We start from the raw sequence: 23435 nt of genomic DNA on the forward strand, positions 1-23435 counted from the left end.
TCCAGACAGTCCAGGTCAGCCGGGCCGGGCCACGAACGCCCTGGCCTCCGCCTCGTCGATCCCGTACACCGTCTCACGGGCCCGCGGATCCCGCGCAGGGAACACGTGTCCGCCCGGCCGGAACGGCACCGGTGACCTAGGCGGCCGTCACAAGCCGATAGCACGGATGCGGACGCCGGTTCGTACGGCGCCCTGATCTTCGGTGTCGCGTCCTTGCCGGTGCAGGGTGTGGTCGCCATCGTCATGGCGATCCTGAGGTGACCATGACCATGTCCGAGGACACCGGCGCCATGTGGGCCGTCCTGCTGACGCTCGCGGGGCTGCCCGCGGTGGGGTACGCGCTCGTCACCCGGCTCACCGGGCGGGGGCGCAAGGGGCGACCGCCCTGGCGGCCGGGGGACGATCCGGTCTGCTGGACCTGCGCGGGTGCGGCCCTCGCCGGACACGCGTTGGCCGCAACCACCGTGGTCGGCGACTGGGGCGGGATGTCCGGAGTGTTGTGGACGATGTTCGCGGCCGGGTGCTGCGCCGGCGCCGTCGTCCATGCGTACGACGCCTTCGCACGCCCAGCCGGGTCCGGATCCGGACCCGCCCCCCGCTGGCCGCGGCCCGCCCTCCTGCTCGTCGCACCCTACGCGTTCGCCCTCGGGTTCTTCTGGCTGGTCGCCGGCTGACCCGAGGGCGAACCGCCGGGTCAGCTCAGGGTCTTCAGCGCCGCCGCGTCGTACGACGTGAGTTCGTCCGTGCGGCCGGTCAGGATCTTGGCCGCCCACTCGGGGTCCTGGAGGAGGGCGCGGCCGACGGCGACCATGTCGTACTCGTCGCGCTCCAGGCTGTCGAGGAGGTCGTCGATGCCCCTGGTCCCGGAGCCCTCGCCCGCGAAGGCCTTGATGAAGTCGCCGTCGAGGCCGACCGAGCCGACGGTGATGGTGGGCCTGCCGGTGAGCTTCTTGGTCCAGCCGGCCAGGTTGAGGTCGGAGCCGTCGAACTCGGGGATCCAGTAGCGGCGGGTGGAGGCGTGGAAGACGTCGACACCGGCGGCGGCCAGCGGGGTGAGGATCGCCTCCAGCTCCTCGGGGGTCTCGGCGAGGCGGGCGTCGTAGTTGTCCGACTTCCACTGCGAGTAGCGGAAGATGACCGGGAACTCCGGGGAGACCGAGTCGCGTACGGCGGCCACGATCTCCGCGGCGAACTTCGTACGGGCGACCGGGTCGCCGCCGTAGGCGTCGGTGCGGCGGTTGGTGCCCGCCCACAGGAACTGGTCGAGCAGGTAGCCGTGGGCGCCGTGCAGCTCGACGCCGTCGAAGCCGATGCGCTCGGCGGCGGCCGCGGCCTCGGCGAACGCGCGGATGACGTCGTCCAGGTCCTGCGCGGTCATCGCCTTGCCCTCGCCCTCGGTGCCGTCCAGGCGGATGCCGGAGGGACCGACGGCGGGGGCGTCCGCGACCGGTGCCTGGCCCTGCTTGCGGACCATGCCGATGTGCCACAGCTGCGGGACGATCGTGCCGCCGGCCGCGTGCACACCCTCGGCGACCTTCGCCCAGCCCGCCAGCTGCTCCTCGCCGTGGAAGCGCGGGACGCGGCTGCTGCCTCCGGCCGAGTCGTGGCCGACGTACGTCCCCTCGGTGACGATCAGACCGACACCGGCGGCGGCCCGGCGCGAGTAGTACGAGACCACGTCCTCGCCGGGGACGCCGCCGGGGCTGAACTGGCGGGTCATCGGCGCCATCACGATCCGGTTGGGGACCGTGAGCCCGTTCAGGGCGACGGGACGGGAGAGGATCTCGGCCGCGCGGGAGGCGGGGGGCGTGGTGACGGTCACGTGGGGGGCTCCTCGTGAATAGGACGTATACCGGATGGTATGTGCACGCGCATTGAGTGCACGTCTGTGCACAACGGCCTGCCCGGTCGCGCGCATTCCCGCTTCCGCGCGGACGGCCGTGTGACCCACGACACAGGCACAGGCCTTCGCCGGAGCCACGCCCCGTCAGGGGCGCTGCCCTCTCCGGCTGCGGACACGCCGAAGGGCGGCACCCCCTGTCGAACAGGGAGCGCCGCCCTCGGTACTGCGTCGGAGCTGCCGAGCCGTCAGGCTCAGAAGTCCATGTCACCGCCCGGCATGCCGCCCGGAGCGGCCGCGGCGGCCTTCTCCGGCTTGTCGGCGATGACGGCCTCGGTGGTGAGGAACAGCGCGGCGATGGAGGCGGCGTTCTGCAGGGCAGAGCGGGTCACCTTCGCCGGGTCGATGATGCCCTCGGCGACCAGGTCGACGTACTCACCGGTCGCGGCGTTCAGGCCGTGACCCGGGGTGAGGTTGCGGACCTTCTCCACCACGACGCCGCCCTCGAGGCCGGCGTTGACGGCGATCTGCTTCAGCGGGGCCTCGAGCGCGAGCTTCACGGCCTGCGCGCCGGTCGCCTCGTCACCCTCCAGCTCCAGCTTCTCGAAGACCTGGGAGGCCTGGAGCAGGGCCACGCCACCACCGGCGACGATGCCCTCCTCGACGGCCGCCTTGGCGTTGCGCACGGCGTCCTCGATGCGGTGCTTGCGCTCCTTGAGCTCGACCTCGGTCGCGGCACCGGCCTTGATGACGGCGACGCCACCGGCGAGCTTGGCCAGGCGCTCCTGGAGCTTCTCGCGGTCGTAGTCCGAGTCGGACTGCTCGATCTCGGCGCGGATCTGGTTGACCCGGCCCTGGACCTGCTCGGTGGAGCCGGCGCCGTCGACGATGGTGGTCTCGTCCTTGGTGATGACCACCTTGCGGGCGCGGCCCAGCAGGTCGAGGGTCGTGTTCTCCAGCTTGAGACCGACCTCCTCGGAGATGACCTCGCCGCCGGTGAGGATGGCGATGTCGTTCAGCATCGCCTTGCGGCGGTCGCCGAAGCCCGGAGCCTTGACGGCGACGGACTTGAAGGTGCCGCGGATCTTGTTGACGACCAGGGTCGACAGGGCCTCGCCCTCGACGTCCTCGGCGATGATCAGCAGCGGCTTGCCCGACTGCATGACCTTCTCCAGCAGCGGGAGCAGGTCCTTGACCGAGGAGATCTTGGAGTTGGCGATCAGGATGTACGGGTCGTCGAGGACGGCCTCCATACGCTCCATGTCGGTGGCGAAGTACGCCGAGATGTAGCCCTTGTCGAAGCGCATACCCTCGGTGAGCTCCAGCTCCAGACCGAAGGTCTGGGACTCCTCGACGGTGATGACGCCTTCCTTGCCGACCTTGTCCATGGCCTCGGCGATGAGCTCGCCGATCTGGGTGTCGGCGGCGGAGATGGAGGCCGTGGAGGCGATCTGCTCCTTGGTCTCGACGTCCTTCGCCTGCTCCAGCAGGGCACCGGAGACGGCCTCGACGGCCTTCTCGATACCGCGCTTCAGGGCCATCGGGTTGGCACCGGCGGCCACGTTGCGCAGGCCCTCGCGGACCAGGGCCTGGGCGAGCACGGTCGCGGTGGTCGTACCGTCGCCGGCGACGTCGTCCGTCTTCTTGGCGACTTCCTTGACCAGCTCGGCGCCGATCTTCTCGTACGGGTCCTCCAGCTCGATCTCCTTGGCGATGGACACACCATCGTTGGTGATCGTGGGGGCGCCCCACTTCTTCTCAAGGACGACGTTGCGGCCCTTGGGGCCGAGGGTGACCTTGACGGCGTCGGCGAGCTGGTTCATACCGCGCTCAAGGCCGCGCCGCGCCTCCTCGTCGAACGCGATGATCTTGGCCATGTGAAGTGGTCCCTCCAGGACTGGGGGTGAGTCTTCGGACCGCGCCCGCGCCCGCGACGGACGGCTCGCCGACCCGTGGGTTCCTTGCCCCACCCGGTCCGCGGGCCTCACCGACCCGGTCCTTCTTTGTCACTCTCACCTTCAGAGTGCTAACGCCAATGATTAGCACTCGACCCAGGAGAGTGCAAGGCGCGCTCGCGAAGCGAGTGCTCGTTGGGGGGTGGTGGTCGGGCGACGGGCGGGCGCAAGCGGCTCTCGAGGACCGGGGCCCGGGAACATGGCCCGGGACATGCCGAAGGGCTCGTGCCCCGGGAGGCACGAGCCCTTCGAAGGAGTACAGAAGAACGTCGCTGATCAGTCGGCGCGTGCTTCAGCTGGTCGCCAGCCGGACCATGTCCGCCTGCGGCCCCTTCTGGCCCTGCGAGATCTCGAAATCGACCCGCTGGCCCTCCTCCAGGGTGCGGTAGCCGTCCATCTGAATCGCGCTGTAGTGGACGAAAACATCCGCACCACCGTCGACCGCGATGAAGCCGTACCCCTTCTCCGCGTTGAACCACTTGACGGTGCCCTGAGCCATGCCTAACTCCCCTATTACTGGCCCTTGCACAGATCCACACTTCGCGGATCCGGGTCAGACCTCACCCCCCATTGGTTGGGGGCGTGCGCCGGAACGCGTCGACCGCGGCTGAATGTATCTGTCCAACTGCCGTCTGCAACAGGTCAATCGGACGAGAATTCTGGACGGAAGGGGTCCGGAATGTAGCAAGAATTCGGCCGAATTCAGGGCAAGTCGGACCCCGCAAAGGCCACAAAAGCCGCATATAACCTGCGCACTTTGGCTACTTCTTGCCGGGCTCGCGGTATCGAATACGGGGCTCCCGACCTGGAGATCGGGACCGTGTTCCCCAACTGTACCGCGCTCAACCACACAGAATTGCCCCCTCCGCTTCTCTCACGGAGGGGGCAATCGGATGAACAGTCGGTGATCGGCGTTACCGAAGGTAATGTTCGGTCATTCGATCAGCCTGTCAAGCGGGGCCGCAGGTCAGCCGCCGGCGACGGCCGGGATGATGGAGACGCCGGCGCCGTCCGGGGTGGCGGTCTCCAGGCCCTGCTCGAAGCGCACGTCGTCGTCGTTGACGTACACGTTGACGAACCGGCGCAGCTTGCCCTGGTCGTCCAGAACCCGCGCGGAGATACCGGTGTGGTTCTTCTCCAGGTCCGAGATGACCTCGCCGAGGGTGGCCCCTTCGGCGGCGACTTCGGCCTGGCCCCCGGTGTAGGTACGCAGGATGGTGGGGATGCGAACGGTGACGCTCACGTTTTTACCTCCGGTCCGGGCGGCAGCTCTGAGCGGCGCCCTATTTCTCGGGGGACTCAGGCGAGCCCGGCCTCGCGGAAAGACTCCAGATTCGGGCGAATGGTCGCGGTGAGCCCGGTCCCCGCCACCGCGTCCAGCGTCTTCAGTCCATCACCGGTGTTGAGTACAACGACCGACTTCGCCGGATCAATCAACCCATTCTCAATGAGCTTTTTGGTGACTCCAACCGTCACTCCGCCGGCGGTTTCCGCGAAGATTCCCTCGGTCCGCGCGAGCAGTTTGATGGCGTCGACGACCTGCTCGTCGGTGACGTCCTCCACCGCGCCGCCGGTGCGCCGCGCGATGTCGAGGACGTACGGCCCGTCGGCCGGGTTGCCGATGGCGAGGGACTTGGCGATGGTGTTCGGCTTCTGCGGGCGGACCACGTCGTGGCCCTCCTTGTACGCCACCGACACCGGCGAGCAGCCCTCGGCCTGGGCGCCGAAGATCTTGTACGGCTTGTCCTCGACGAGACCGAGCTTGATCAGCTCCTGCAGCCCCTTGTCGATCTTCGTGAGCTGCGAGCCGGAGGCGATCGGGACGACCAGCTGGTCCGGGATCTGCCAGCCGAGCTGCTCGCAGATCTCGTACGCGAGGGTCTTGGAGCCTTCCGCGTAGTACGGCCGGAGGTTGACGTTGACGAAGCCCCAGCCCTCGCCGGCCGGGTCGCCGATCAGCTCGGAGCAGAAGCGGTTCACGTCGTCGTAGTTGCCCTCGATGCCGACGAGCTCGCCGCCGTAGATCGCGGCCATGACGACCTTGCCCTGCTCCAGGTCGTGCGGGATGAACACGCAGGAGCGGAAGCCGGCCCGGGCGGCCGCGGCACCGACCGCGCCGGCCAGGTTGCCGGTGGAGGAGCAGGAGAGGGTGGTGTAGCCGAAGGCACGGGCGGCCTCGACGGCCTGGGCGACGACGCGGTCCTTGAAGGAGTGCGTCGGGTTGCCGGAGTCGTCCTTCACGTACAGGCCGCCGGTCACCCCGAGCTCGCGGGCCAGGTTGTCGGCCTTGACGAGCTTGGTCCAGCCGGGGTTGATGTTCGGCTTGGTCGCCACGTCCGCGGGGACGGGCAGCAGCGGCGCGTAGCGCCAGATGTTCGCGGGACCCGCTTCGATCTGCTTGCGGAGTTCCTCGGTGTCGTAGGCCGAGAAGTCGTAGGCGATCTCCAGCGGGCCGAAACACTCCTCGCAGGCGAACACCGGGCCGAGCGGCACCCGGTGACCGCACTCGCGGCAGCTCAGGGCGGCGGCGGGACCGAGGTCGACGGCGGAATCCGTGGTGCTTGCAACAGTCTGCACAGCCATTGAGGCGAGGCCCTTTCTCCTCATCTTCCTCACGACGCATCTCGTCGTGAGACGGATTTGGCACCTTCCCTAGCCGGGAGCCTCGCGGTGATCGACAGTGATCTACGAGTACCGACTGGAGGGTTGCCGGGGCTTCAACGGGCCGTTTCCCTCTGCCCCTCTGGATGAGCGGTATGCGGTTGTCAACGCCGGGTGACCCCAGGACATGCGATGGTCATCGGCGTTGTTCAAGACTGTAACCGAAGGCCAGGACAGTTGAGTGAGTCGTCCGAACCGCGAGATGGATCACACCTCGTCGTGTGACCGTGACAGTGAGGAGCCGCTGACCGTGCTGGAAGAAGTCGAGCGCTGGCTGGCCACCCGCTCCTGGTCCGTAACCGATCGTCCCCTGCACCGGGTCATGGCCGCCAAACGGTCCTCCGGACAGACGGTCAGCGTCGTGCTGCCCGCGCTCAACGAGGAGGAGACCGTCGGCGACATCGTCGCGATCATCCGCCACGACCTGATGCAGCAGGTGCCGCTCGTCGACGAGATCGTGGTCGTCGACTCCGGCTCCACCGACCGCACGGCGGCCGTCGCCGCGGCGGCCGGCGCCCGCGTCGTGCACCGCGACGCGATCCTGCCCCGCATCCCCCCCGTCCCCGGCAAGGGCGAGGTCCTCTGGCGCTCCCTCCTGGTCACCACCGGGGACATCGTCTGCTTCATCGACGCCGACCTGCGGGAGTTCTCCTCCGACTTCGTCACCGGCATCGTCGGCCCGCTCCTCACCGACCCGGGCGTGGACCTCGTCAAGGCGATGTACGACCGCCCGCTCGGCGGCGCCGCCGGGCAGGGCGGCCGGGTCACCGAGCTGATGGCCCGCCCGCTGCTGAACATGCACTGGCCGCAGCTGGCCGGCTTCGTCCAGCCGCTCGGCGGCGAGTACGCGGCCCGCCGCTCGCTCCTCGAACAGCTGCCCTTCCCGGTCGGCTACGGCGTGGAGCTGGGCATGCTGGTCGACGCCCTGCACCTGGTGGGCCTCGACGCCCTCGCCCAGGTCGACGTCGGCGTCCGCAAGCACCGTCACCAGGACGGCCAGGCCCTCGGCCGGATGTCCGCCGCGATCTACCGCACGGCCCAGCTCCGGCTGGCCCGCGGCCACCTGATCCGGCCCTCCCTCACCCAGTTCGAACGGGGCGAGGACGGCTTCGAGCCGCGCACGTACTCCGTGGACACGGAGGAACGGCCGCCGATGGTGGAGATCACGGAGTACGCGGAGCGCAAGGTGGCGTGACGTCGTGGCGTGACGTCGCGGCTCGACGTCGTGGCGTGACTTCGTCGTACGGCCGTATACGGCGGCGCGTCGGGCGCGGCCGTACGTTTGAGCGTTTACGGGCCGGGCTAGGTTGTGGCGTATGGCTTTCCCCATCGCTTCCACCGGCGGTGCCGAGGTGCTCGTCGCCTCGAACCGCGGCCCGGTCTCGTACGAGCGACGCGAAGACGGTTCCCTGTACGCCAAACGGGGCGGCGGCGGGCTGGTCTCGGGTCTGTCGGCGATCGGCCCGGACGCGAACGCGGTGTGGGTGTGCGCCGCGCTCGGCGACGGCGACCGAGAGGCGGTACGGCGGGCCGAGGGCGGCCGGCTGCCGGCCGGGGACACCGGCGGGCAGCAGGTCCGGATGCTCGACATCGACGCCGACGTGTTCTCCGACGCGTACAACGGCGTCGCGAACTCGGTCCTCTGGTTCGTCCACCACATGCTGTACCAGACCCCGCTGGAACCGGTCTTCGACGCGGAGTTCCGGCGGCAGTGGGCGTCCTACCAGGCCTACAACCACGCCTTCGCGCAGGCGCTGGCCCAGGAGGCGGGCCAGGGAGCGGTGGTGGTCATCCAGGACTACCACCTGGCGCTCGCGCCCCGGATGCTGCGGCAGCTCCGGCCGGACCTGCGCATCGGCCACTTCTCCCACACCCCCTGGGCGCCGCCGGACTACTTCCGGCTCCTCCCCGACGACATCGCGGCGGAGCTGCTCAGCGGGATCCTGGGCGCCGACCACGCGGCGTTCCTGACGCGGCGGTGGGCGGACGCGTTCGTGGACTGCTGTCATGCGGTGCTGGGGCCGGGCATCCCCTCCTCGGACACCCGGATCGGGGTGCACGGGCTGGGCGCCGACGCGGACTTCCTGCGGAAGCGGTCGCACGAGCCGGACGTGGACGAGCGGATGCGGGCGCTGCGGGAGGAGATCGGCGGCGAGGGGCGCAGGACGATCGTCCGGGTCGACCGGACAGAGCTGTCGAAGAACATCGTGCGGGGGCTGCTGGCGTACCGGCAGCTGCTCGACGACCACCCCGAGTGGCGGGAACGGGTGGTGCACGTCGCGTTCGCGTATCCGTCGCGGCAGGACCTGTCCGTGTACCGCGACTACACGGCGGAGGTGCAGCGGGTCGCGGACGAGATCAACTCCACCTACGGGACGGCGGGCTGGACGCCGGTGGTGCTGCACGTCAAGGACGACTTCGCACGGTCGCTGGCGGCGTACCGGCTCGCCGACGTGGCGCTGGTGAACCCGATCCGGGACGGCATGAACCTGGTGGCGAAGGAGATCCCGGTGGTGTCGGACGAGGGGTGCGTGCTCGTGCTGTCGCGCGAGGCCGGGGCCTACGAGGAGCTGGGTGAGGACGCGGTGGTCGTGAACCCGTACGACATCGGGGGGACGGCGGAGGCGCTGGCGCTGGCGCTGGCCATGCCGGTGGCGGAGCGGGCGGAGCGCTGCAAGAGGCTGGCCGAGGCCGCTACGGCGTTGCCGCCGGCGGCCTGGTTCCTTGAGCAGCTCGGGGCGTTGGGCGGGTAGCCCCGGGTAGTGGTTCGGCTGCGGGCCGGTGGGGCTTCTCGCGCAGTTCCTCCCCCAGCCTTCGGCCGGGGGGACCCCCAGCGCCCCTAAAGGGCGCTTTCGCTCAGCGCGGCCAGGCTTCTCAGCAGTCGTACGACTCCCTCCGGACCGTCCACCACCACGTCCGCCCTGTCCGCCAGCTCTGTCACCTCCGTGCTGCCGCTGCACACCAGGAGGCCGGGGACGCCCTCCTCGCGGAGTTTCTCGACGGCGGCGAAGGCCGGGATGTCACCCAGGTCGTCGCCCGCGTACAGGATGGCGCCCGCGGAGATGTGGCGGGCGTACTCGCGCAGGGCCACGCCCTTGTCCATGCCCGGGGGGCGGAGTTCCAGGACCAGACGGCCCGGTTCGACGATCAGGCCGTGCCGGGTGGCGAGATCGGTGAGGGGATCACGGAGGGTCTCGAAGGTGGCCTGGGGGTCGGGGGCGCGGCGGGTGTGGACCGCGATCGCCCGGCCCTTCTCCTCGATCCAGGTGCCGTGCGAGGCGCCTGCGCGGTCGAGGAGCGCGGGGAGTTCGGCGCGGACGGCGGCGATGCCGGGGTGCGGGGGCGGTGCGGTGAGCTCGCCGGTCGCCGCGTCCCAGCGTTCGGCGCCGTAGTGGCCGAGGACGACCAGGTGTTCCAGGCCGGGCACGCCCGCGAAACCGCCGTAGCGGACGGCCACCTCGGCCGGGCGGCCGGTGACGACGGCGACGGCGGCCACCTTCGGGGCGAGCGCGGCCAGCACCGGCACGGCGTCCGGATGCGCCCGAGCCTGCTCGGGGTCGGCGACGATCGGCGCGAGGGTCCCGTCGAAGTCGAGCCCGACGAGGGCGGTGCCGGGACGTGCGAGGAGCGCGGCGAGCCCGTCGCGACCGGCGGCGGTGCGGGGCGTCGGAAGGGGTTCCGTGATGTGGGTTCCCATGAGCCCGACACTATCCCGTCAGGGGTCCGGGACAGCGCCCCGCCAGGGGCGCTGGGGGTCCCCCCGGCCGAAGGCTGGGGGAGGAACTGCGCGACCAGCCCCCACCGGCCCGCAGATCCATTTCCACCGATGGGGGCCGAAGGGGGCGCAGCCCCCTGGAGGACGGGACGGGTAGGGGCGGCGGGGGCGAAGAACCCCCGGCTCAGCGCTCCGAGCGCCGCGCCTCCCGCACCCTCCGCAGCCGGTTCACCGTCACCGGATCGTGGGCCAGGGCCCCCTCGTCGTCCAGCAGGGCGTTCAGGAGCTGGTAGTAGCGCACCGGAGCCAGGTCCAGTTCCTCGCGTATCGCGCGTTCCTTCGCGCCGGGGCTCGGAAAGCCCCGGCGTTCGAGGGCGAGGATGGCCTGCTCGCGCGCGCCCAGTTCGTGCCGGTCCATGGCGAGAACCGTAACGCTCAGCGGGTCCCGAGCGTACGGCTGTCGGCCGTCGCCGCCTCGGCCTGGATACGGGTGAGGACACCGGTGGGGTCGCCGGCCGGGCTCACCGCCGCACCGATCTGCTTCTTGATGTCGGCGCTGATCGCGGCCCAGGAGGTCTTGCCCGCCGGGTAGAGCTGCGAGGTGGGCAGCTGCTCCAGGAAGGGACGCAGCTGCTTGTCCTCGGCCCGGGTGGAGTCGGTCATCGCCTGGGAGGCGGACGTGGTGACGGGCAGCAGGCCGTACTCACGGGAGAAGGCGAGGACGTTCTTCTGGCTGTAGACGTAGTTCAGGAAGTCGCCGACCTGCTCGGCGTGGCCGTTCTGCTTGAACGCCGCCATCCAGTCGGCGACGCCCAGGGACGCGGTGCCGGTGCTCTGCCCGGCGCGGGCCGGCATCGGGACCGTGCCGAACTTGACGCCCTTCTTCTCGGCCTGCTTGATCAGCGTGGGGTGGCCGTTGAGCATGCCGACCTGGCCGTCGGCGAAGGCGGCGAACGCGGCCGCGCGGTTCAGCTTGCCGGGGGCCACCGGACCCGTCAGGCCCTTGCCGACGAGGTCGTCCTTGAGCCAGGTGAGGGTGTCGATGTTCTGCGAGGAGTCGATCGTGTACGTGCCGGTGTCGTCGGTGTAGCCGCTGCCGCCGCTGAGCAGCCACTGCATGGTCTCCGCCTGCGCCTCCTCGGGGCCGAGCGGCAGCGCGTACGGGTACTTCACGCCGTCCGCCTTGAGCGCCTTCGCGTCGGCTTCGAGCTCGTCCCAGGTGGTGGGCGGGGTGGTGATGCCGGCCTGGGAGAAGAGGGTCTTGTTGTAGAAGAGGACGCGCGTGGAGGCGGCGAAGGGTATGCCGTACTGCGCGTGGTTCCACTGGCCCGCCTCGGCGAGCTGGGAGGGGAAGTCGGCCTGGACCGGGATGGAGAGCAGGTCGCCGGCCTCGTACAGCTTGCCGGCGGCCGCGTAGTCGGCGTACGCGCCGATCTGCGCCAGGTCGGGGGCGTGGCCGGCGTCGACCATGTCCTTGACCTTGCGGTCGACGTCGTTCCACGAGTAGACGGTGACGTCGACCTTCACGCCGGAGTGCTGGGCCTCGTACGCCCTGGCCAGCTTGTCCCAGTACTTCTGGGAGCTGTTGGCGGCGGAGTCTCCGTAGTCGGCGGCGACGAGTCTGAGGGTGACGTCCGAGGATCCCGTCGTCCCGCACCCACCGAGGACCGCCGTCATGCCCGTTGCGGACACCACCGCGATCATTCCTGCCCTACGCCGCCGCACGTCTACTGCCCCTGTCCAACTGTCTCGCCGTTCAATATGTCTGACCTATAAGGTCTACACCACGCAAGTGGACTAGACCTCTTGCGGGTCGACGGGCCACACTGTTCCCGTGAGACATGTCATCGCCCTGGACGTGGGCGGCACCGGAATGAAGGCCGCACTGGTCGGCCCGGACGGCGAGCTGCTCCACCGGGACCGCCGGGCGACCGGCCGGGACCGCGGCCCCGACGCCGTCGTCACCGCCATCCTCGACTTCGCCGCCGAGCTGCAGGCGTACGGCGCGCAGCACCTCGGCGAGCCGGCGTCCGCGGCCGGCCTCGCGGTCCCCGGAATCGTGGACGAGCAGGCCGGAGCCGCGGTCTACTCGGCCAACCTCGGCTGGCGCGACGTCCCGCTGCGCACCCTCCTCGCCGACCGCCTCGGCATCCCGGTCGCCCTCGGCCACGACGTCCGCACCGGCGGCCTCGCCGAGGGCAGGCTCGGCGCGGGCCGGGGCGCGGACCGCTACTTCTTCGTGGCCCTCGGCACCGGGATCGCGGGCGGCTTCGGCCTGGACGGCCGGGTGGAGCCGGGCGCGCACGGCTTCGCGGGCGAGATCGGCCATGTCGTCGTACGGCCGCAGGGTGCCCCCTGTCCGTGCGGGCAGCGCGGCTGCCTGGAGCGGTACGCGTCGGCGGCCGCGGTGAGCGAGGCGTGGGCGAAGGCCGCCGGGGCCCCGGACGCGGACGCGGCGGACTGCGCCAAGGCGGTCACGTCCGGCGACCCGAACGCCGTCCGGGTGTGGGGCGACGCGGTGGCCGCCCTGGCCGACGGCCTGGTCACGGCCCTCACCCTCCTCGACCCACGGGTCCTCATCATCGGCGGCGGCCTGGCGGAGGCGGGGAGCGTCCTCTTCGACCCGCTGCGGGAGGCGGTGGAGCGGCGGGTGACGTTCCAGAAACTGCCGACGATCGTCCCGGCCGAGCTGGGAGACACGGCCGGCTGCCTGGGCGCGGGCCTGCTGGCCCAGGACTTGTTGAAGACGACGACTACTGCGGAGGTAACCCCCTGATGGCTGCGAAAGAGCCGCACTACAGCGCCCCTGCAGGGGCGCGGGGAACTGCGCGACCAGCCCCCACGGACCCGCAGCCCGCAGACCACGGACTGGTCCTCTCCGGCGCCCGGGCAGTCCTGCCCACCGGAGTCGTCGAAAACGCCCGGATCTCGGTCGAGGGCACCCGGATCACCGCTGACGCCCCCGAGAACGCCCAGGTCGTCGACCTCACCGGCCACTGGCTCCTGCCCGGCTTCGTCGACATCCACAACCACGGCGGCGGCGGAGCCTCCTTCAGCTCCGGCACCGCCGAGCAGGTCCTCACCGGCGTCCGTACGCACCGCGCACACGGCACGACCACGCTCGTGGTCTCCACCGTCACCGACGACATGGACGTCCTGGCCCGCCAGGCCGGTCTCCTCTCCGAGCTCGCCGAGCAGGGCGAGATCGCCGGCATCCACTTCGAGGGCCCCTTCATCTCCCCGTGCCGCAAGGGCGCGCACTCCGAGGCGCTGCTGCGGCACCCGGACCCGGCGGAGGTCCGCAAGCTGGTCGACGCGGCGCGCGGGCACGCGAAGATGGTCACGCTGGCCACCGAACTCCCCGGCGGCATCGAGTCGGTACGGCTGCTCGCGGAGCACGGTGTGATCGCCGCCGTCGGCCACACGGACGCGACGTACGAGCAGACGGTGGCGGCGATCGACGCGGGCGCCACGGTCGCCACCCACCTGTACAACGCGATGCCGCAGATCGGCCACCGCGCACCCGGCCCGATCACCGCCCTCCTGGAGGACGAGCGGGTGACGGTGGAGCTGATCAACGACGGCACCCACCTGCACCCCGCCGCGCTCCAGCTGGCCTTCCACCACGCGGGGCCGGACCGGGTCGCGTTCATCACGGACGCGATGGACGCGGCCGGCAGCGGTGACGGCCGCTTCCTCCTCGGCCCCCTGGAGGTCGACGTCACCGACGGGGTGGCCCGGCTGGTGGACGGCGGTGCCATCGCCGGCTCCACGCTGACGCTGGACCGCGCGCTGCGGCGGGCGGTGACCGTCGACAGGCTGCCCGTCGAGCACGCCGTCGCCGCCCTGTCCGCCAACCCGGCGCGGCTGCTGGGCCTCTACGACCGGGTCGGCTCCCTGGAGCCCGGCAAGGACGCCGACCTGCTCGTCCTGGACGCGGACTTCACGCTGAAGGGCGTGATGCGGAAGGGTACTTGGGTGGTCGCACCCGAACTGGCCTGACTGCGACCATCTCTTGGGAGACGGCGACCTAGGCCGGTCGCCGTCTCTTTGGCATGATCGTGCCCCCACCGATGGCACGGACATGCACGAGGGAGGTCGCCCGGTGATTCTGACCGTCACCCTGAACACCGCTCTCGACATCACCTACCGGGTCGGCGCCCTGCGCCCGCACACGTCGCACCGCGTCTCGGACGTGACGGAACGGCCGGGCGGCAAGGGGGTGAACGTGGCCCGGGTGCTGGCCGCGCTCGGCCACGAGACGACGGTGGCCGGCTTCGCGGGCGGGGGCACCGGCCGGGCGGTACGGGAGCGCCTCGCGGACACCCCGGGCATACGGGACGCGCTGCTGACGGTCACCGGCCCGACCCGCCGCACCATCGCCGTCGTGGACGAACGGACGGGTGACACGACCCAGTTGAACGAACCCGGCCCGCAGATAGCGCCCGCCGAATGGGGCGTCTTCCTCGACCACTACGGGGAACTGCTCACCGACGCCTCGGCGGTGGCCCTGTGCGGCAGCCTGCCGCCCGGGGTCCCGGTGGGCGCGTACGCCGGCCTGGTAAAGGCGGCCCGCTCCGTCGGCGTCCCCGTCCTCCTCGACACCAGCGGTGAGCCGCTGCGGCGCGGGGTCGCGGCCCGGCCGGACCTGGTCAAGCCGAACGCCGACGAACTGGCCGAACTCACCGGCTCCCACGACCCGGCCCGCGCCACCCAGGACGCGCGGCGCCGGGGCGCCCGCACGGTGGTCGCCTCCCTGGGCGCGCAGGGCCTGCTGGCCCTCACCCCGGAGGGCCGCTGGCGCGCCACCCCATCCACCCGCGAACACGGCAACCCGACCGGCGCCGGCGACTCGGTGGTCGCCGGCCTGCTCTCCGGCCTCGTCGAACACCTCCCCTGGCCGGACCGCCTGACCCGCGCGGTGGCCCTGTCGGCGGCGACGGTTCGGGCCGCGGCGGCCGGGGAGTTCGACCGCATGGCGTACGAGAAGCTGCTCGGCCAGGTCACGGTGACCGGTGGGCCTGCGGCCGGTTAGTCCTTGTTCGTGTGCTTGCCCTGCCTGAGCCACATCTGGTCCAGCAGGACGTCGCACTTGTCGCCGCTCTGGCAGGACAGGGAGATGACGTTGGTGCCCTTGGTGAGGGTGGGGTACGTGTAGCTGGTCGTCCAGGCCTTGGTCGGGTCGCTCTGGCCCGTGTAGTTGTTCAGGGGGAACTTGCTGCCGAACGTCTTGCCGTTGATCGACAGCGTCATGCTCTGGTCCTGTACGGCGCTGTAGTGCGCGTAGACGGTGTAGAGGCCGTCCGACGGGATGCCGTTGACCGTCCAGGTGACGCCGGCGCCCGTCTGGCTGAAGTTGGTGACGTAGATGCCGCCCTGGGACTTCGCGCCCTTGACGTCCGAGGCCGTGCTCGCGCCGCCGTCCAGGTGGAAGGTCTTCGCGTCGACCGGCGCGACGTCGCCGGACGCCGACACCGAGCTCGTGCTCGACGGGCTCGGGGACGCGCTCTGGGACTGGGTCGGGGAGGTGGAGGCTCCGCCGCTTGCCTTGTTGTCGTCCCCGTTGCCGTTCATCATCGCGACGCTGATGCCTATGACGACGGCGGCCACGACCGCGACGGCGCCGATGAGGAGGCCCTTGGTGTTGGGGCCGCGGCCGCGACTCGCGGGCGGCATCGGCGTACGGGTGGTCGGGGCGCCCGGGAAGGTCTCCGGGGCCTGGTAGGCAGCGGTCGGCTGCTGGCCGTAGCCGGCGCCGGGCTGCTGGGGGATGGTCTGGCCGCCGTACTGCGGCTGCGGTGCCTGCTGCTGGCCGCCGTAGGTACGCTCGCCGACCGAGCGCACCCTGCTGACCTGATGCGGGTAGCCGTAGCCACCGCCACCGGACGGCGGCTGGGCTCCTCTGGCCTGACCATCGGCGTACAGGTAGCCGAACGGGTCGTCGTCCTCGGGCGTGCTCGCGCCGTTGTCGCCGGGCGTCATCCCTTGGTACTCCTCAACAGGTGCGGGCGGATGCGGTACAGGTATTGAGAGTCGAGCCTACCCGGTCTGACTGAGCCAAACGGGTGACTCGGATCGCATCAGCACGATGACCTGCGGATCATCCGGCACGGCGATGTGCTTTGGGACGAGATCGTTTCTCTACGTACATCCGCTCGTCGGCGGATTTCAGGACTTCGTCCGCCGTCATGCCGCAGTGCGCCCATCCGATGCCGAAACTGGCGCCCACCCGGACGGCCCGGCCCTCGGCGCGGATCGGCTGGATGATCTCGTTGCGCAGGCGTACGGCCAGGTCCTGGGCGTCGGCCTTGCCCAGGCCGTCGGCGAGGATCACGAACTCGTCGCCGCCGAGGCGGGCCACGGTGTCGCCGTCCCGGACGCCCCGGGTGAGCCTGCGGGCGACCTCGATGAGGACGGCGTCGCCCGCGTTGTGGCCGAACCGGTCGTTGATCGACTTGAAGCCGTCGAGGTCGCAGAAGAGCACCGCGAGCCCCTTGGCACCGTCGTCGCGGCCGTCCTCGGGGGCGACGGTGTGCACGTGGTGGTCGTAGCCACCGTCGTACGACTGTGCCGTGCCGGCGAAGTCGAAGCCGTGGCCGTTGGCGTCGTAGGCGGGGTGGCCGTAGGCCGCGTCCAGGGACTCCAGCTCCCCGGCGTGACCGGCGCGCCGGCAGAGCCGGGAGGAGAGCCGGGAGCGCAGCTCCGCGGAGTTCGGGAGGCCGGTGAGGGAGTCGTGGGAGGCGCGGTGGGCGAGCTGGAGCTCGCGGCGCTTGCGTTCCTCTATGTCCTCGACGTGGGTGAGGAGGAAGCGGGGGCCGTCGGCCGCGTCGGCGACGACGGAGTTGCGGAGCGAGACCCACACGTAGGTGCCGTCACGGCGGCCCAGGCGGAGCTCGGCGCGGCCGCCCTCCGCGGACGTGCGGAGCAGCGTGCCGATGTCCTCGGGGTGGACCAGGTCGGAGAAGGAGTAGCGGCGCATCGCGGAGGCGGGGCGGCCCAGCAGGCGGCACAGGGCGTCGTTGCTGCGCAGTATTCGGCCGTGCTGGTCGCCGCCCATCTCGGCGATCGCCATGCCGGAGGGGGCGTACTCGAAGGCCTGCCGGAAGCTCTCCTCGCTGGCCCGCAGCGCCTGCTGCTCGCGCTCCAGGCGGACCAGGGCGCGCTGCATGTTGGCGCGCAGCCGGGCGTTGCTGATCGCGATCGCGGCCTGGAAGGCGTACATCTGCAGGGCCTCGCGGCCCCAGGCGCCCGGGTGCCGCCCGTTGCGCGGGCGGTCGACGGAGATCACACCGAGCAGTTCGCCGCAGGAGCTGCCCGATATGCCGGGCGTGTACATCGGGGCGAAGAGCCGGTCGGAGGGGTGCCACTCGTCCTCGAAGCGCGGCGCGGGGCCGTCGGTGTACCACTGCGGGACGTCGTCGTCGTCGAGGACCCAGCCCTCGGTGTGCGGTATGAAGACGAGGTCGCCCCAGTTCTCGCCCATGTTCAGCCGCCGCTCCCAGGACTCGCGGGAGCCGACCCGGCCTGTGATCAGGGACTCGGCGGCGGAGTTGCCGGAGAAGGCGGCGACCACGAGGTCGCCGTCGGGGCGTACGAGGTTGACGCACGCCATCTCGTAGTTGAGAGCGGTGATCACGCCGTCGGCGACGGTCTGCAGTGTGTCCGCCAGGCTGCGGGCCGTGTTCATGTCGGCCATGACCTGGTGCAGCTGTCGCAGGGACGCAAGACGGACGTACGGCTCCGACTCGGTCTCCATGCTCGCCCTCCCCCCGAGACCTCGCAGCGAATCAAGGGTCTGCTTCGGCGCCTACTTTTCCCCGCCACTGAATCACAGCGCGCTGCCCACCCGGTACACAGGGTCAACAATTAACGCCCCTTGTGACTCAAGTCACAGGAGAACGTGAACAATTGCGTGGAGTTTCCGCGTTTTCCCTGTGTGCTTACTGAACGCAGCCTTTGCGGATGTGCGCACATGATGCACGTTACGGGTTTTCACCGCACCGCACCCCGCCCTTGGTCCTAGGACCCGGCTCGGGCCGATGGCCGATGCGGCCGTGCCGGGTCCGACACTAGCGTTTCCGGCGTGCTGAAGACTCCCTCCCTCACCGCCGCAGAAGCCACCGGGCATGCTGTGGGGGTGAGCAACGAAGCGTTCAAGGCCGCCCTCTCCCGGCTCGCCGCCGGCGTGGTCCTGGTGACCGCGCAGGAACCGCCGCTGGATCCGGACGACCCGCTGGCGCCGGCCGGCGAGGACGTCGGCATGACCGCCACCGCGTTCATGTCGGTGTCGCTCGACCCACCGTTGGTGCTGGTCAGCCTGCGCGAGGGCTCCCGGATGGACGACCTCCTTGACGAGCAGCCGCAGTGGGCGGTCTCCGTGCTCACCGAGAGCCAGCGCCACATCGCCGGCCGCTTCGCGATGAAGGGCCGCATCAGCGATCGCCTGCTCTTCGAGGACATCCCGTACGTCCGCGGCCGGGCCAGCGGCGCCCCGCTGGTCGGCGGCGCCCTCGCGACCCTGGAGTGCCGCACCGAACAGCGCGTCGCGGCCGGCGACCACACCCTCGTCATCGGCCGCGTCCTCACCGCCGAACTGCCGAGCGCGGAAGGCGGACCCCTGATGTATTTCCGGGGGCGGTACCGGCAGCTGGGATGAAACCGCGCGGTCCGTTTCCGTAAATTCGGTGGGCGGTTACTGAAAGCCCCTTCTAGAGTGCGCGGATGTTCTCCGCGCCCCGCCTCGAAGAAGTGACGACCGCAAATTTGACGGCGGCACTCCGCATTCGCGTCCGGCCCGGCCAGGAACAGAACGTGGAACCGGTCGCCGAGTCCCTCGCCGAGGCGTACGTCCACCCGGCGGGGGTCGCCTGGCCGCGTCTGATCGTCGACGGAGACCGCACGGTCGGCTTCCTGATGGCCTTCCTCGACATCGACTGGCGCGCCGACGGCAGCCTCTTCCGCTCCGGCCTGTGGCGCCTCACCATCGACGCGGCGGAACAGGGCAGGGGCTACGGCCGGTTCGCGGTCGAGGCGGTGGCCGCGGAGATCCGCCGCCGGGGCGGCAAGGAGATGTACGTCACCTGGCACGCAGGACCGGACGGCCCGGAGGGGTTCTACCGGCGGCTGGGCTTCCGGAGGACCGGCGAGACGAGCGGGGACCAGCCCGTGGGCGTGCTGGTCCTCCAGCCCGGTCCAGGAGCCTGCCTACACGGACGTGACGGACCGGCCGGCCATCAGGTGGTCCACGAGCGCCAGCAGCACGTCACGGCCGTCCGCGCGGTCGCGGGCGTCGCAGAGCACCAACGGCACCTGGGGGTCGAGGGCGAGTGCCGCGCGGACCTCCTCCGCGGTCCGGTCGCGGACCCCGTGGAAGCAGTTGACGCCGACGACGAAGGGGATGCCGCGGCTCTCGAAGAAGTCGATCGAGGCGAAGCTCACCTCCAGCCGCCGGGTGTCGACCAGGACCACCGCGCCCACCGCCCCGTTGACCAGGTCGTTCCACATGAACCAGAAGCGCTCCTGGCCGGGGGTGCCGAACAGGTAGACCACGAGGTCGTCGCTGATGGTGATCCGCCCGAAGTCCAGCGCGACGGTGGTGGTGACCTTGCTGTGCACGCCCTCCAGGTCGTCCACGCCGACGCCGGCCCGGGTCAGGTACTCCTCGGTGTGCAGCGGGGCGACCTCGCTCACCGCGCCGACCAGAGTCGTCTTCCCGACGCCGAACCCGCCGGCGACCAGGATCTTCACCGCCAGCGGAGCGGTGTCCGCAGGGCCCGCCGTGTGGTCCGCGGCGCGGCCGGGCACATCGTCGGACACGCGGCCGGACGCGTGCTCAGAGCTTGCGTAGTCCATCTCTCACCGCCTCGAGGGTAGTCATGTCGGGAAGGCCGCCGGCCCGGGTGAGCGGCTGCGGTGAACGGGCCCGCATATGACCGGAGTCGACCAGATCGCCGATGAGGATCTTGGTCAACGACACCGGGAGGCCGAGCTTGGCGGCGACCTCCACCACCGCCTTGGGCTCCCGGCAGAGCCCGAGGATCGTGCGGTGCTCCGGCTGCATCCTGCGCACCGCGAGCGCCGCCTGCGTGGTGACCTCGGGCAGCGTCGTCACCAGCGTGATCAGCGTCAGATCCGCCCGCTCGGGGGTCGTACGCCCGCTGGTGATCGTGTAGGGGCGGACCAGTTGCTCGTCGGCGTCGTCGTCGTCGAACCCCTCGGTCCAGTGCCTCATCCGGCTCTCCCCGCGTCATCGGGTAGCGGAGTACGCGCGTCGGTGCCCAGCCGCTGGCCGACCTGCTGGACCAGGGTGTGCATCGCGACGCTCATCAGCTCGGCGTCGACCTCCTGGGAGGCGGTCACCGCCAGGTGGGTGCCGCGGCCGGCGGAGATCACGAACAGCCACAGGCCGGCCATCTCGACGATGACCTGGTGCACCGGGCCGCCGCCGAAGAGCTGCCCGGCGCCGCGGGCCAGGCTCTGCTGGCCGGTGGCGATCGCTGCGAGCCGTTCGGCGTCCGAGCGGTCGATGGTCCGCGAACGGCTCACCACCAGGCCGTCGTCCGACAGCACGATGGCGTGCCGGGTGCCCGTGACCTGGTCGACCAGGCCGTCCAGAAGCCAGTCCAGATCCACGTCGGTGGCCGTCGTTCGCTGCGTCATTCTCGATCATCCGTCCTAGGAGAGCCGGACCGGTCGGACGAGGCGGGTCCTTCACCCTTGCCTCCGCCGGAGCCGGCACCGTCACCGCTGCCGTTGCCGTCGCTGCTGCCGTCGTTGTCGCGGTGGCCGTAGACGTGGTCGCCGCCGAGGTCGTGGCCGGTGGCGCGGCCCCCGCCGTCACCGGTGCCGCAGTCCGGGTCGCCGCCGACGTCGTGACCCGTGCCATGACCGGTACCGGCGTCCGGGTCGCCGCCGACGTCGTGACCGGTGCCGGCGTCCGGGTCGCCGCCGCCGCGGGCCGCTCTGGACTGCCGCTGGAACGCGCCGATCGTGGCCCCGGACCGGCCGGGCCGGTCGGGGAGGGTCCAGAGATCCGGCTCGTGCGGCTCCTGCGGTTCGGCCGGGACCTGGAGTTCGGGCGCCAGGCTGGCCTGCCGGACCCGCTGGGGCAGCGGCCGTGCCGCGGCCGGCGGGGCCGCGGATGCCTCGTTCTCGTCGGGCGGCCGGATACCGGAGGCGGTGACGTTCGCCATCGCGTGTCCCTTGGCGCGGGTGGGCAGCCGCCCGCCCTCGCGGTCCGCCCGCGGACCGGTCCCGGCGTCGTGCGGGTGCGGCCGCGGACCGGGCAGGTACGGCAGCGCGTCCGGCACGGGCGCGTCCGGCCGGGGCGGCGCCGCAACGGGCTCTTCGACCACCACCTGTTCCGGCAGCAGCACGACCACCCGGGTGCCGCCGAAGGCGGATGGCCGCAGCTCCACCCGCAGGCCCAGGCCCGCCGACAGCCGGGCGACCACGTACAGGCCGAGCCGCACGTCGTCGGCCTGGGTCATCACGTCGAGCTGCGGCGGCGCCTCCATCAGCGCGTTGGCGGCGGCGTAGTCCTCGGGCTCCATGCCCAGGCCGCGGTCCTCGATCTCGACCGCCACGCCCCGGCCGACCCTCGCCGCCCGTACCTCGACCGGGGTCGGCGGCTTGGAGAAGGCGGCGGCGTTCTCCATCAGCTCCGCCAGGATGTGCACGAGCTGGCCCACCGCCCGCTCGGACACCCAGGGCTCGTCCTCGACGTCGATCGAGATCCGGCGGTAGTCCTGCACCTCGCCCTGCGCGGCGCGCAGCACGTCGAGCAGCCGGACGGGCTTGCGCCAGCGGCGCTGCGGCTGGCCGCCGCCGAGGATGACCAGGTTCTCCTCGTAGCGGCGCAGCCGGGCGGTGAGGTGGTCCAGGTCGAACAGGCCCTCCAGCACCTCGGGGTCCTCGTGCGTGCGTTCCAGCTCGTCCAGCTTCCGCAGCTGGAGCCCGATGAGGATCTGGGTGCGCCGGGCGATCCGCTGGAGCAGCCGCTCGAAGCCGCGGTGCTGTTCGGCCTGCCGCACCGCGGTGGCCACCGCGCTCCGGCTGGCCGCGTTCAGGGCCCGCCCGAGCTCGCCGAGTTCGTCGGGCGTGGGCTCGACCAGCCGGACCTCGCGGTCCACGTCGACGTTCTCGCCGCGCTCCAGCCGGGACACCACGTCGGGCAGCCGCTGCTGGAGTTCCACGGCTTCCTCGCGCAGGGCGTGGATGCGCCGGCGCAGCAGGACGGTGAGCCGCCAGCTGGTGAGGATGACCAGGATCACCGCGAGCAGGCCGATGGCGCTGACGATGAGCAGGGTCCGCTGGAGCCGGTTGACGCTGTCGGCGGAGACCTTGTCGAGGTGTGCGACCCGGGCCAGCACCAGGTTCAGCAGCATCGGGCGGTTGGCGTCGACCGAGGCGCGCCACTGGGTGTGGATCCGGCCGAGCTCCAGCTCGCCCTGCGAGTGGTGGGGGCCGGCGACGATGACCTGCTCCTCCAGGCTCTGCTGGGTCTTCCACGACCTGGCCGAGGTCATCTTCGTGTACGCGTCGCGTTCGGCGCCGGTGAGGCCGAGGGCGGCCCGCTTGAGCAGGTACTCCTGCGCACCGACGGCGTCGACGAACACGTCGTACTCGTCGACCTTCAGATGCCCGGTCGTCCAGTCGCGGCCGAGCAGGGCGTCCTCGCGCCCGATGTTGTCGGCGGCGCCGTAGAGGTCGACCAGGGTGGCGGCCAGCAGGGCCGCGTCGGCGTTGCTGCGGTGGCCGAGCGCGGCGAGGACGGTGATCAGCGAGTCGATGGTGCCGCTGTAGTAGTCGAACGCCGGCTTCTGGCCGGCCGCCCCGGTGTCCACCGCCCCGCGCTGTGCGGCGAGCAGGCCGAGGTCGCGCACGGTGCCGGACAGGGCGGTGCCGAGTCCCTGCTGCCCGTGCGAGGTGCTGCCGTCCGCGGCCGGGCGGAAGCCGGCGACCGCCTTGTCGGTCGCCGCGCGCGCGGCGACCAGCCTGCCGCGGGTGCGGGTGCCGGGGTCGGCCAGCGCCTCCGCGGTGAGCCGCCGTTCCTCCTCGAGGGACTGGAAGAGGACCGCCGACGGCCGGCCCAGCGAGGCGGTCAGGTCGTTCTGCGTCCGCTCCGACTGCCAGCGGGTGGCCAGCTGATACGTGCTCAGGCCCCACAGGGGCGCGAGCGCGAGGCTCGGTACGACCACGAGGATGATCAGAACGGTACGCAGGGGCAGTCGCCCGGAGCCGCCGCCCGGCCTGGCGGGGCGTG

General features: G+C 71.3%; 21 protein-coding genes, 1 pseudogene and 1 riboswitch. Of the genes and pseudogenes, 8 read left to right on the forward strand and 14 right to left on the reverse strand.

From position 1 onward, the window contains the following. The first annotated feature begins 269 nt into the window (after positions 1-269). Positions 270-674, forward strand: a complete 405-nt coding sequence (locus tag ACFY0K_RS16220; RefSeq protein ID WP_390640379.1) for a hypothetical protein — start codon at positions 270-272, stop codon at positions 672-674. Between the two features lie 20 nt (positions 675-694). On the opposite strand, the gene ACFY0K_RS16225 is transcribed toward ACFY0K_RS16220, so the two are convergent. From ACFY0K_RS16225 to thrC, 5 genes are all read right to left on the reverse strand, one after another. Beyond that, entirely contained in the window at positions 695-1822 is a 1128-nt protein-coding gene (locus ACFY0K_RS16225; RefSeq protein ID WP_390640380.1) for an NADH:flavin oxidoreductase, read from the reverse strand. 272 nt (positions 1823-2094) lie between these two features. Further along, a complete protein-coding gene (groL, locus tag ACFY0K_RS16230) occupies positions 2095-3717 on the reverse strand; it encodes a chaperonin GroEL (RefSeq protein WP_093501458.1) in 1623 nt (540 codons plus the stop codon). Positions 3718-4087: 370 nt separating this feature from the next. Continuing rightward, a complete protein-coding gene (locus ACFY0K_RS16235; protein ID WP_019057200.1) occupies positions 4088-4294 on the reverse strand; it encodes a cold-shock protein in 207 nt (68 codons plus the stop codon). Positions 4295-4762: 468 nt separating this feature from the next. After that, positions 4763-5038 carry a ubiquitin-like small modifier protein 1 gene (locus ACFY0K_RS16240; protein ID WP_294001193.1) on the reverse strand — a complete coding sequence of 92 codons (276 nt, stop codon included), beginning with the start codon at positions 5036-5038 and terminating at the stop codon, positions 4763-4765. Between the two features lie 56 nt (positions 5039-5094). Further along, a complete protein-coding gene (gene thrC, locus ACFY0K_RS16245; protein WP_390640381.1) occupies positions 5095-6378 on the reverse strand; it encodes a threonine synthase in 1284 nt (427 codons plus the stop codon). 17 nt (positions 6379-6395) lie between these two features. Further along, positions 6396-6549: riboswitch (SAM riboswitch) on the reverse strand. 157 nt (positions 6550-6706) lie between these two features. Between thrC and ACFY0K_RS16250 the strand changes: the two genes are divergently transcribed. Then, positions 6707-7651 carry a glucosyl-3-phosphoglycerate synthase gene (locus tag ACFY0K_RS16250; RefSeq protein WP_390640382.1) on the forward strand — a complete coding sequence of 315 codons (945 nt, stop codon included), beginning with the start codon at positions 6707-6709 and terminating at the stop codon, positions 7649-7651. A 121-nt stretch (positions 7652-7772) separates the two neighbouring features. Beyond that, positions 7773-9209, forward strand: coding sequence for a trehalose-6-phosphate synthase (locus tag ACFY0K_RS16255; RefSeq protein ID WP_390640383.1), 1437 nt, complete (start codon positions 7773-7775; stop codon positions 9207-9209). 86 nt (positions 9210-9295) lie between these two features. Here ACFY0K_RS16255 and otsB read toward each other — a convergent pair whose 3' ends face one another. The 3 genes from otsB to ACFY0K_RS16270 all read right to left on the reverse strand — a co-directional run bounded on the left by otsB (position 9296) and on the right by ACFY0K_RS16270 (position 11875). After that, a complete protein-coding gene (gene otsB, locus ACFY0K_RS16260; RefSeq protein ID WP_390640384.1) occupies positions 9296-10153 on the reverse strand; it encodes a trehalose-phosphatase in 858 nt (285 codons plus the stop codon). A gap of 202 nt (positions 10154-10355) precedes the next feature. Continuing rightward, positions 10356-10589 carry a DUF3263 domain-containing protein gene (locus ACFY0K_RS16265; protein WP_390640385.1) on the reverse strand — a complete coding sequence of 78 codons (234 nt, stop codon included), beginning with the start codon at positions 10587-10589 and terminating at the stop codon, positions 10356-10358. A 17-nt stretch (positions 10590-10606) separates the two neighbouring features. Next, on the reverse strand, positions 10607-11875 hold the full coding sequence (locus ACFY0K_RS16270) for an extracellular solute-binding protein (protein WP_390640386.1): 1269 nt from the start codon (positions 11873-11875) through the stop codon (positions 10607-10609). A gap of 130 nt (positions 11876-12005) precedes the next feature. On the opposite strand from ACFY0K_RS16270, the gene ACFY0K_RS16275 reads away from it, so the two are divergent. From ACFY0K_RS16275 to ACFY0K_RS16285, 3 genes are all read left to right on the forward strand, one after another. Then, entirely contained in the window at positions 12006-12947 is a 942-nt protein-coding gene (locus ACFY0K_RS16275) for an ROK family protein (RefSeq protein ID WP_390640387.1), read from the forward strand. Then, positions 12947-14173 carry an N-acetylglucosamine-6-phosphate deacetylase gene (gene nagA, locus ACFY0K_RS16280; RefSeq protein ID WP_390640388.1) on the forward strand — a complete coding sequence of 409 codons (1227 nt, stop codon included), beginning with the start codon at positions 12947-12949 and terminating at the stop codon, positions 14171-14173. Before ACFY0K_RS16275 ends, nagA begins: the two co-directional genes overlap by 1 nt. Positions 14174-14276: 103 nt before the next feature. Then, the gene (locus tag ACFY0K_RS16285; RefSeq protein WP_390640389.1) at positions 14277-15206 is read left to right on the forward strand and encodes a 1-phosphofructokinase family hexose kinase; all 930 of its coding nucleotides are present in this window, start codon (positions 14277-14279) and stop codon (positions 15204-15206) included. Here ACFY0K_RS16285 and ACFY0K_RS16290 read toward each other — a convergent pair. Together ACFY0K_RS16290 and cdgB are read right to left on the reverse strand one after the other, a co-directional pair. Further along, positions 15203-16153: a carbohydrate-binding protein gene (locus tag ACFY0K_RS16290; RefSeq protein ID WP_390640390.1), complete on the reverse strand. Its 951-nt coding sequence runs from the start codon at positions 16151-16153 to the stop codon at positions 15203-15205. The genes ACFY0K_RS16285 and ACFY0K_RS16290 overlap by 4 nt on opposite strands. A 118-nt stretch (positions 16154-16271) precedes the next feature. Then, complete coding sequence (gene cdgB, locus ACFY0K_RS16295) at positions 16272-17927, reverse strand: diguanylate cyclase CdgB (RefSeq protein WP_351956970.1); 1656 nt, start codon at positions 17925-17927, stop codon at positions 16272-16274. Positions 17928-18254: 327 nt separating this feature from the next. Between cdgB and ACFY0K_RS16300 the strand changes: the two genes are divergently transcribed. Together ACFY0K_RS16300 and ACFY0K_RS16305 are read left to right on the forward strand one after the other, a co-directional pair. Further along, positions 18255-18827, forward strand: coding sequence for a flavin reductase family protein (locus tag ACFY0K_RS16300; RefSeq protein ID WP_390640391.1), 573 nt, complete (start codon positions 18255-18257; stop codon positions 18825-18827). Between the two features lie 65 nt (positions 18828-18892). Further along, positions 18893-19354 (forward strand): annotated as a pseudogene (locus ACFY0K_RS16305) (GNAT family N-acetyltransferase); the annotation flags it as partial. Positions 19355-19375: 21 nt separating this feature from the next. Here the strand turns inward: ACFY0K_RS16305 and ACFY0K_RS16310 are convergent. From ACFY0K_RS16310 to ACFY0K_RS16325, 4 genes are read right to left on the reverse strand one after another with little or no spacing between them, the layout of a single operon-like run. Next, positions 19376-20023, reverse strand: coding sequence for an ATP/GTP-binding protein (locus tag ACFY0K_RS16310; protein WP_390640392.1), 648 nt, complete (start codon positions 20021-20023; stop codon positions 19376-19378). Further along, entirely contained in the window at positions 20004-20402 is a 399-nt protein-coding gene (locus ACFY0K_RS16315; protein ID WP_390640393.1) for a DUF742 domain-containing protein, read from the reverse strand. The genes ACFY0K_RS16310 and ACFY0K_RS16315 overlap by 20 nt, the downstream gene beginning before the upstream one ends. Then, on the reverse strand, positions 20399-20830 hold the full coding sequence (locus ACFY0K_RS16320) for a roadblock/LC7 domain-containing protein (RefSeq protein ID WP_388600313.1): 432 nt from the start codon (positions 20828-20830) through the stop codon (positions 20399-20401). Before ACFY0K_RS16320 ends, ACFY0K_RS16315 begins: the two co-directional genes overlap by 4 nt. Beyond that, positions 20827-23370: a nitrate- and nitrite sensing domain-containing protein gene (locus tag ACFY0K_RS16325; RefSeq protein ID WP_390640394.1), complete on the reverse strand. Its 2544-nt coding sequence runs from the start codon at positions 23368-23370 to the stop codon at positions 20827-20829. Before ACFY0K_RS16325 ends, ACFY0K_RS16320 begins: the two co-directional genes overlap by 4 nt. Positions 23371-23435 lie beyond the last annotated feature (65 nt).

The organism is Streptomyces sp. NPDC001507 (assembly GCF_042894765.1).
Taxonomy (GTDB): Bacteria; Actinomycetota; Actinomycetes; order Streptomycetales; family Streptomycetaceae; genus Streptomyces.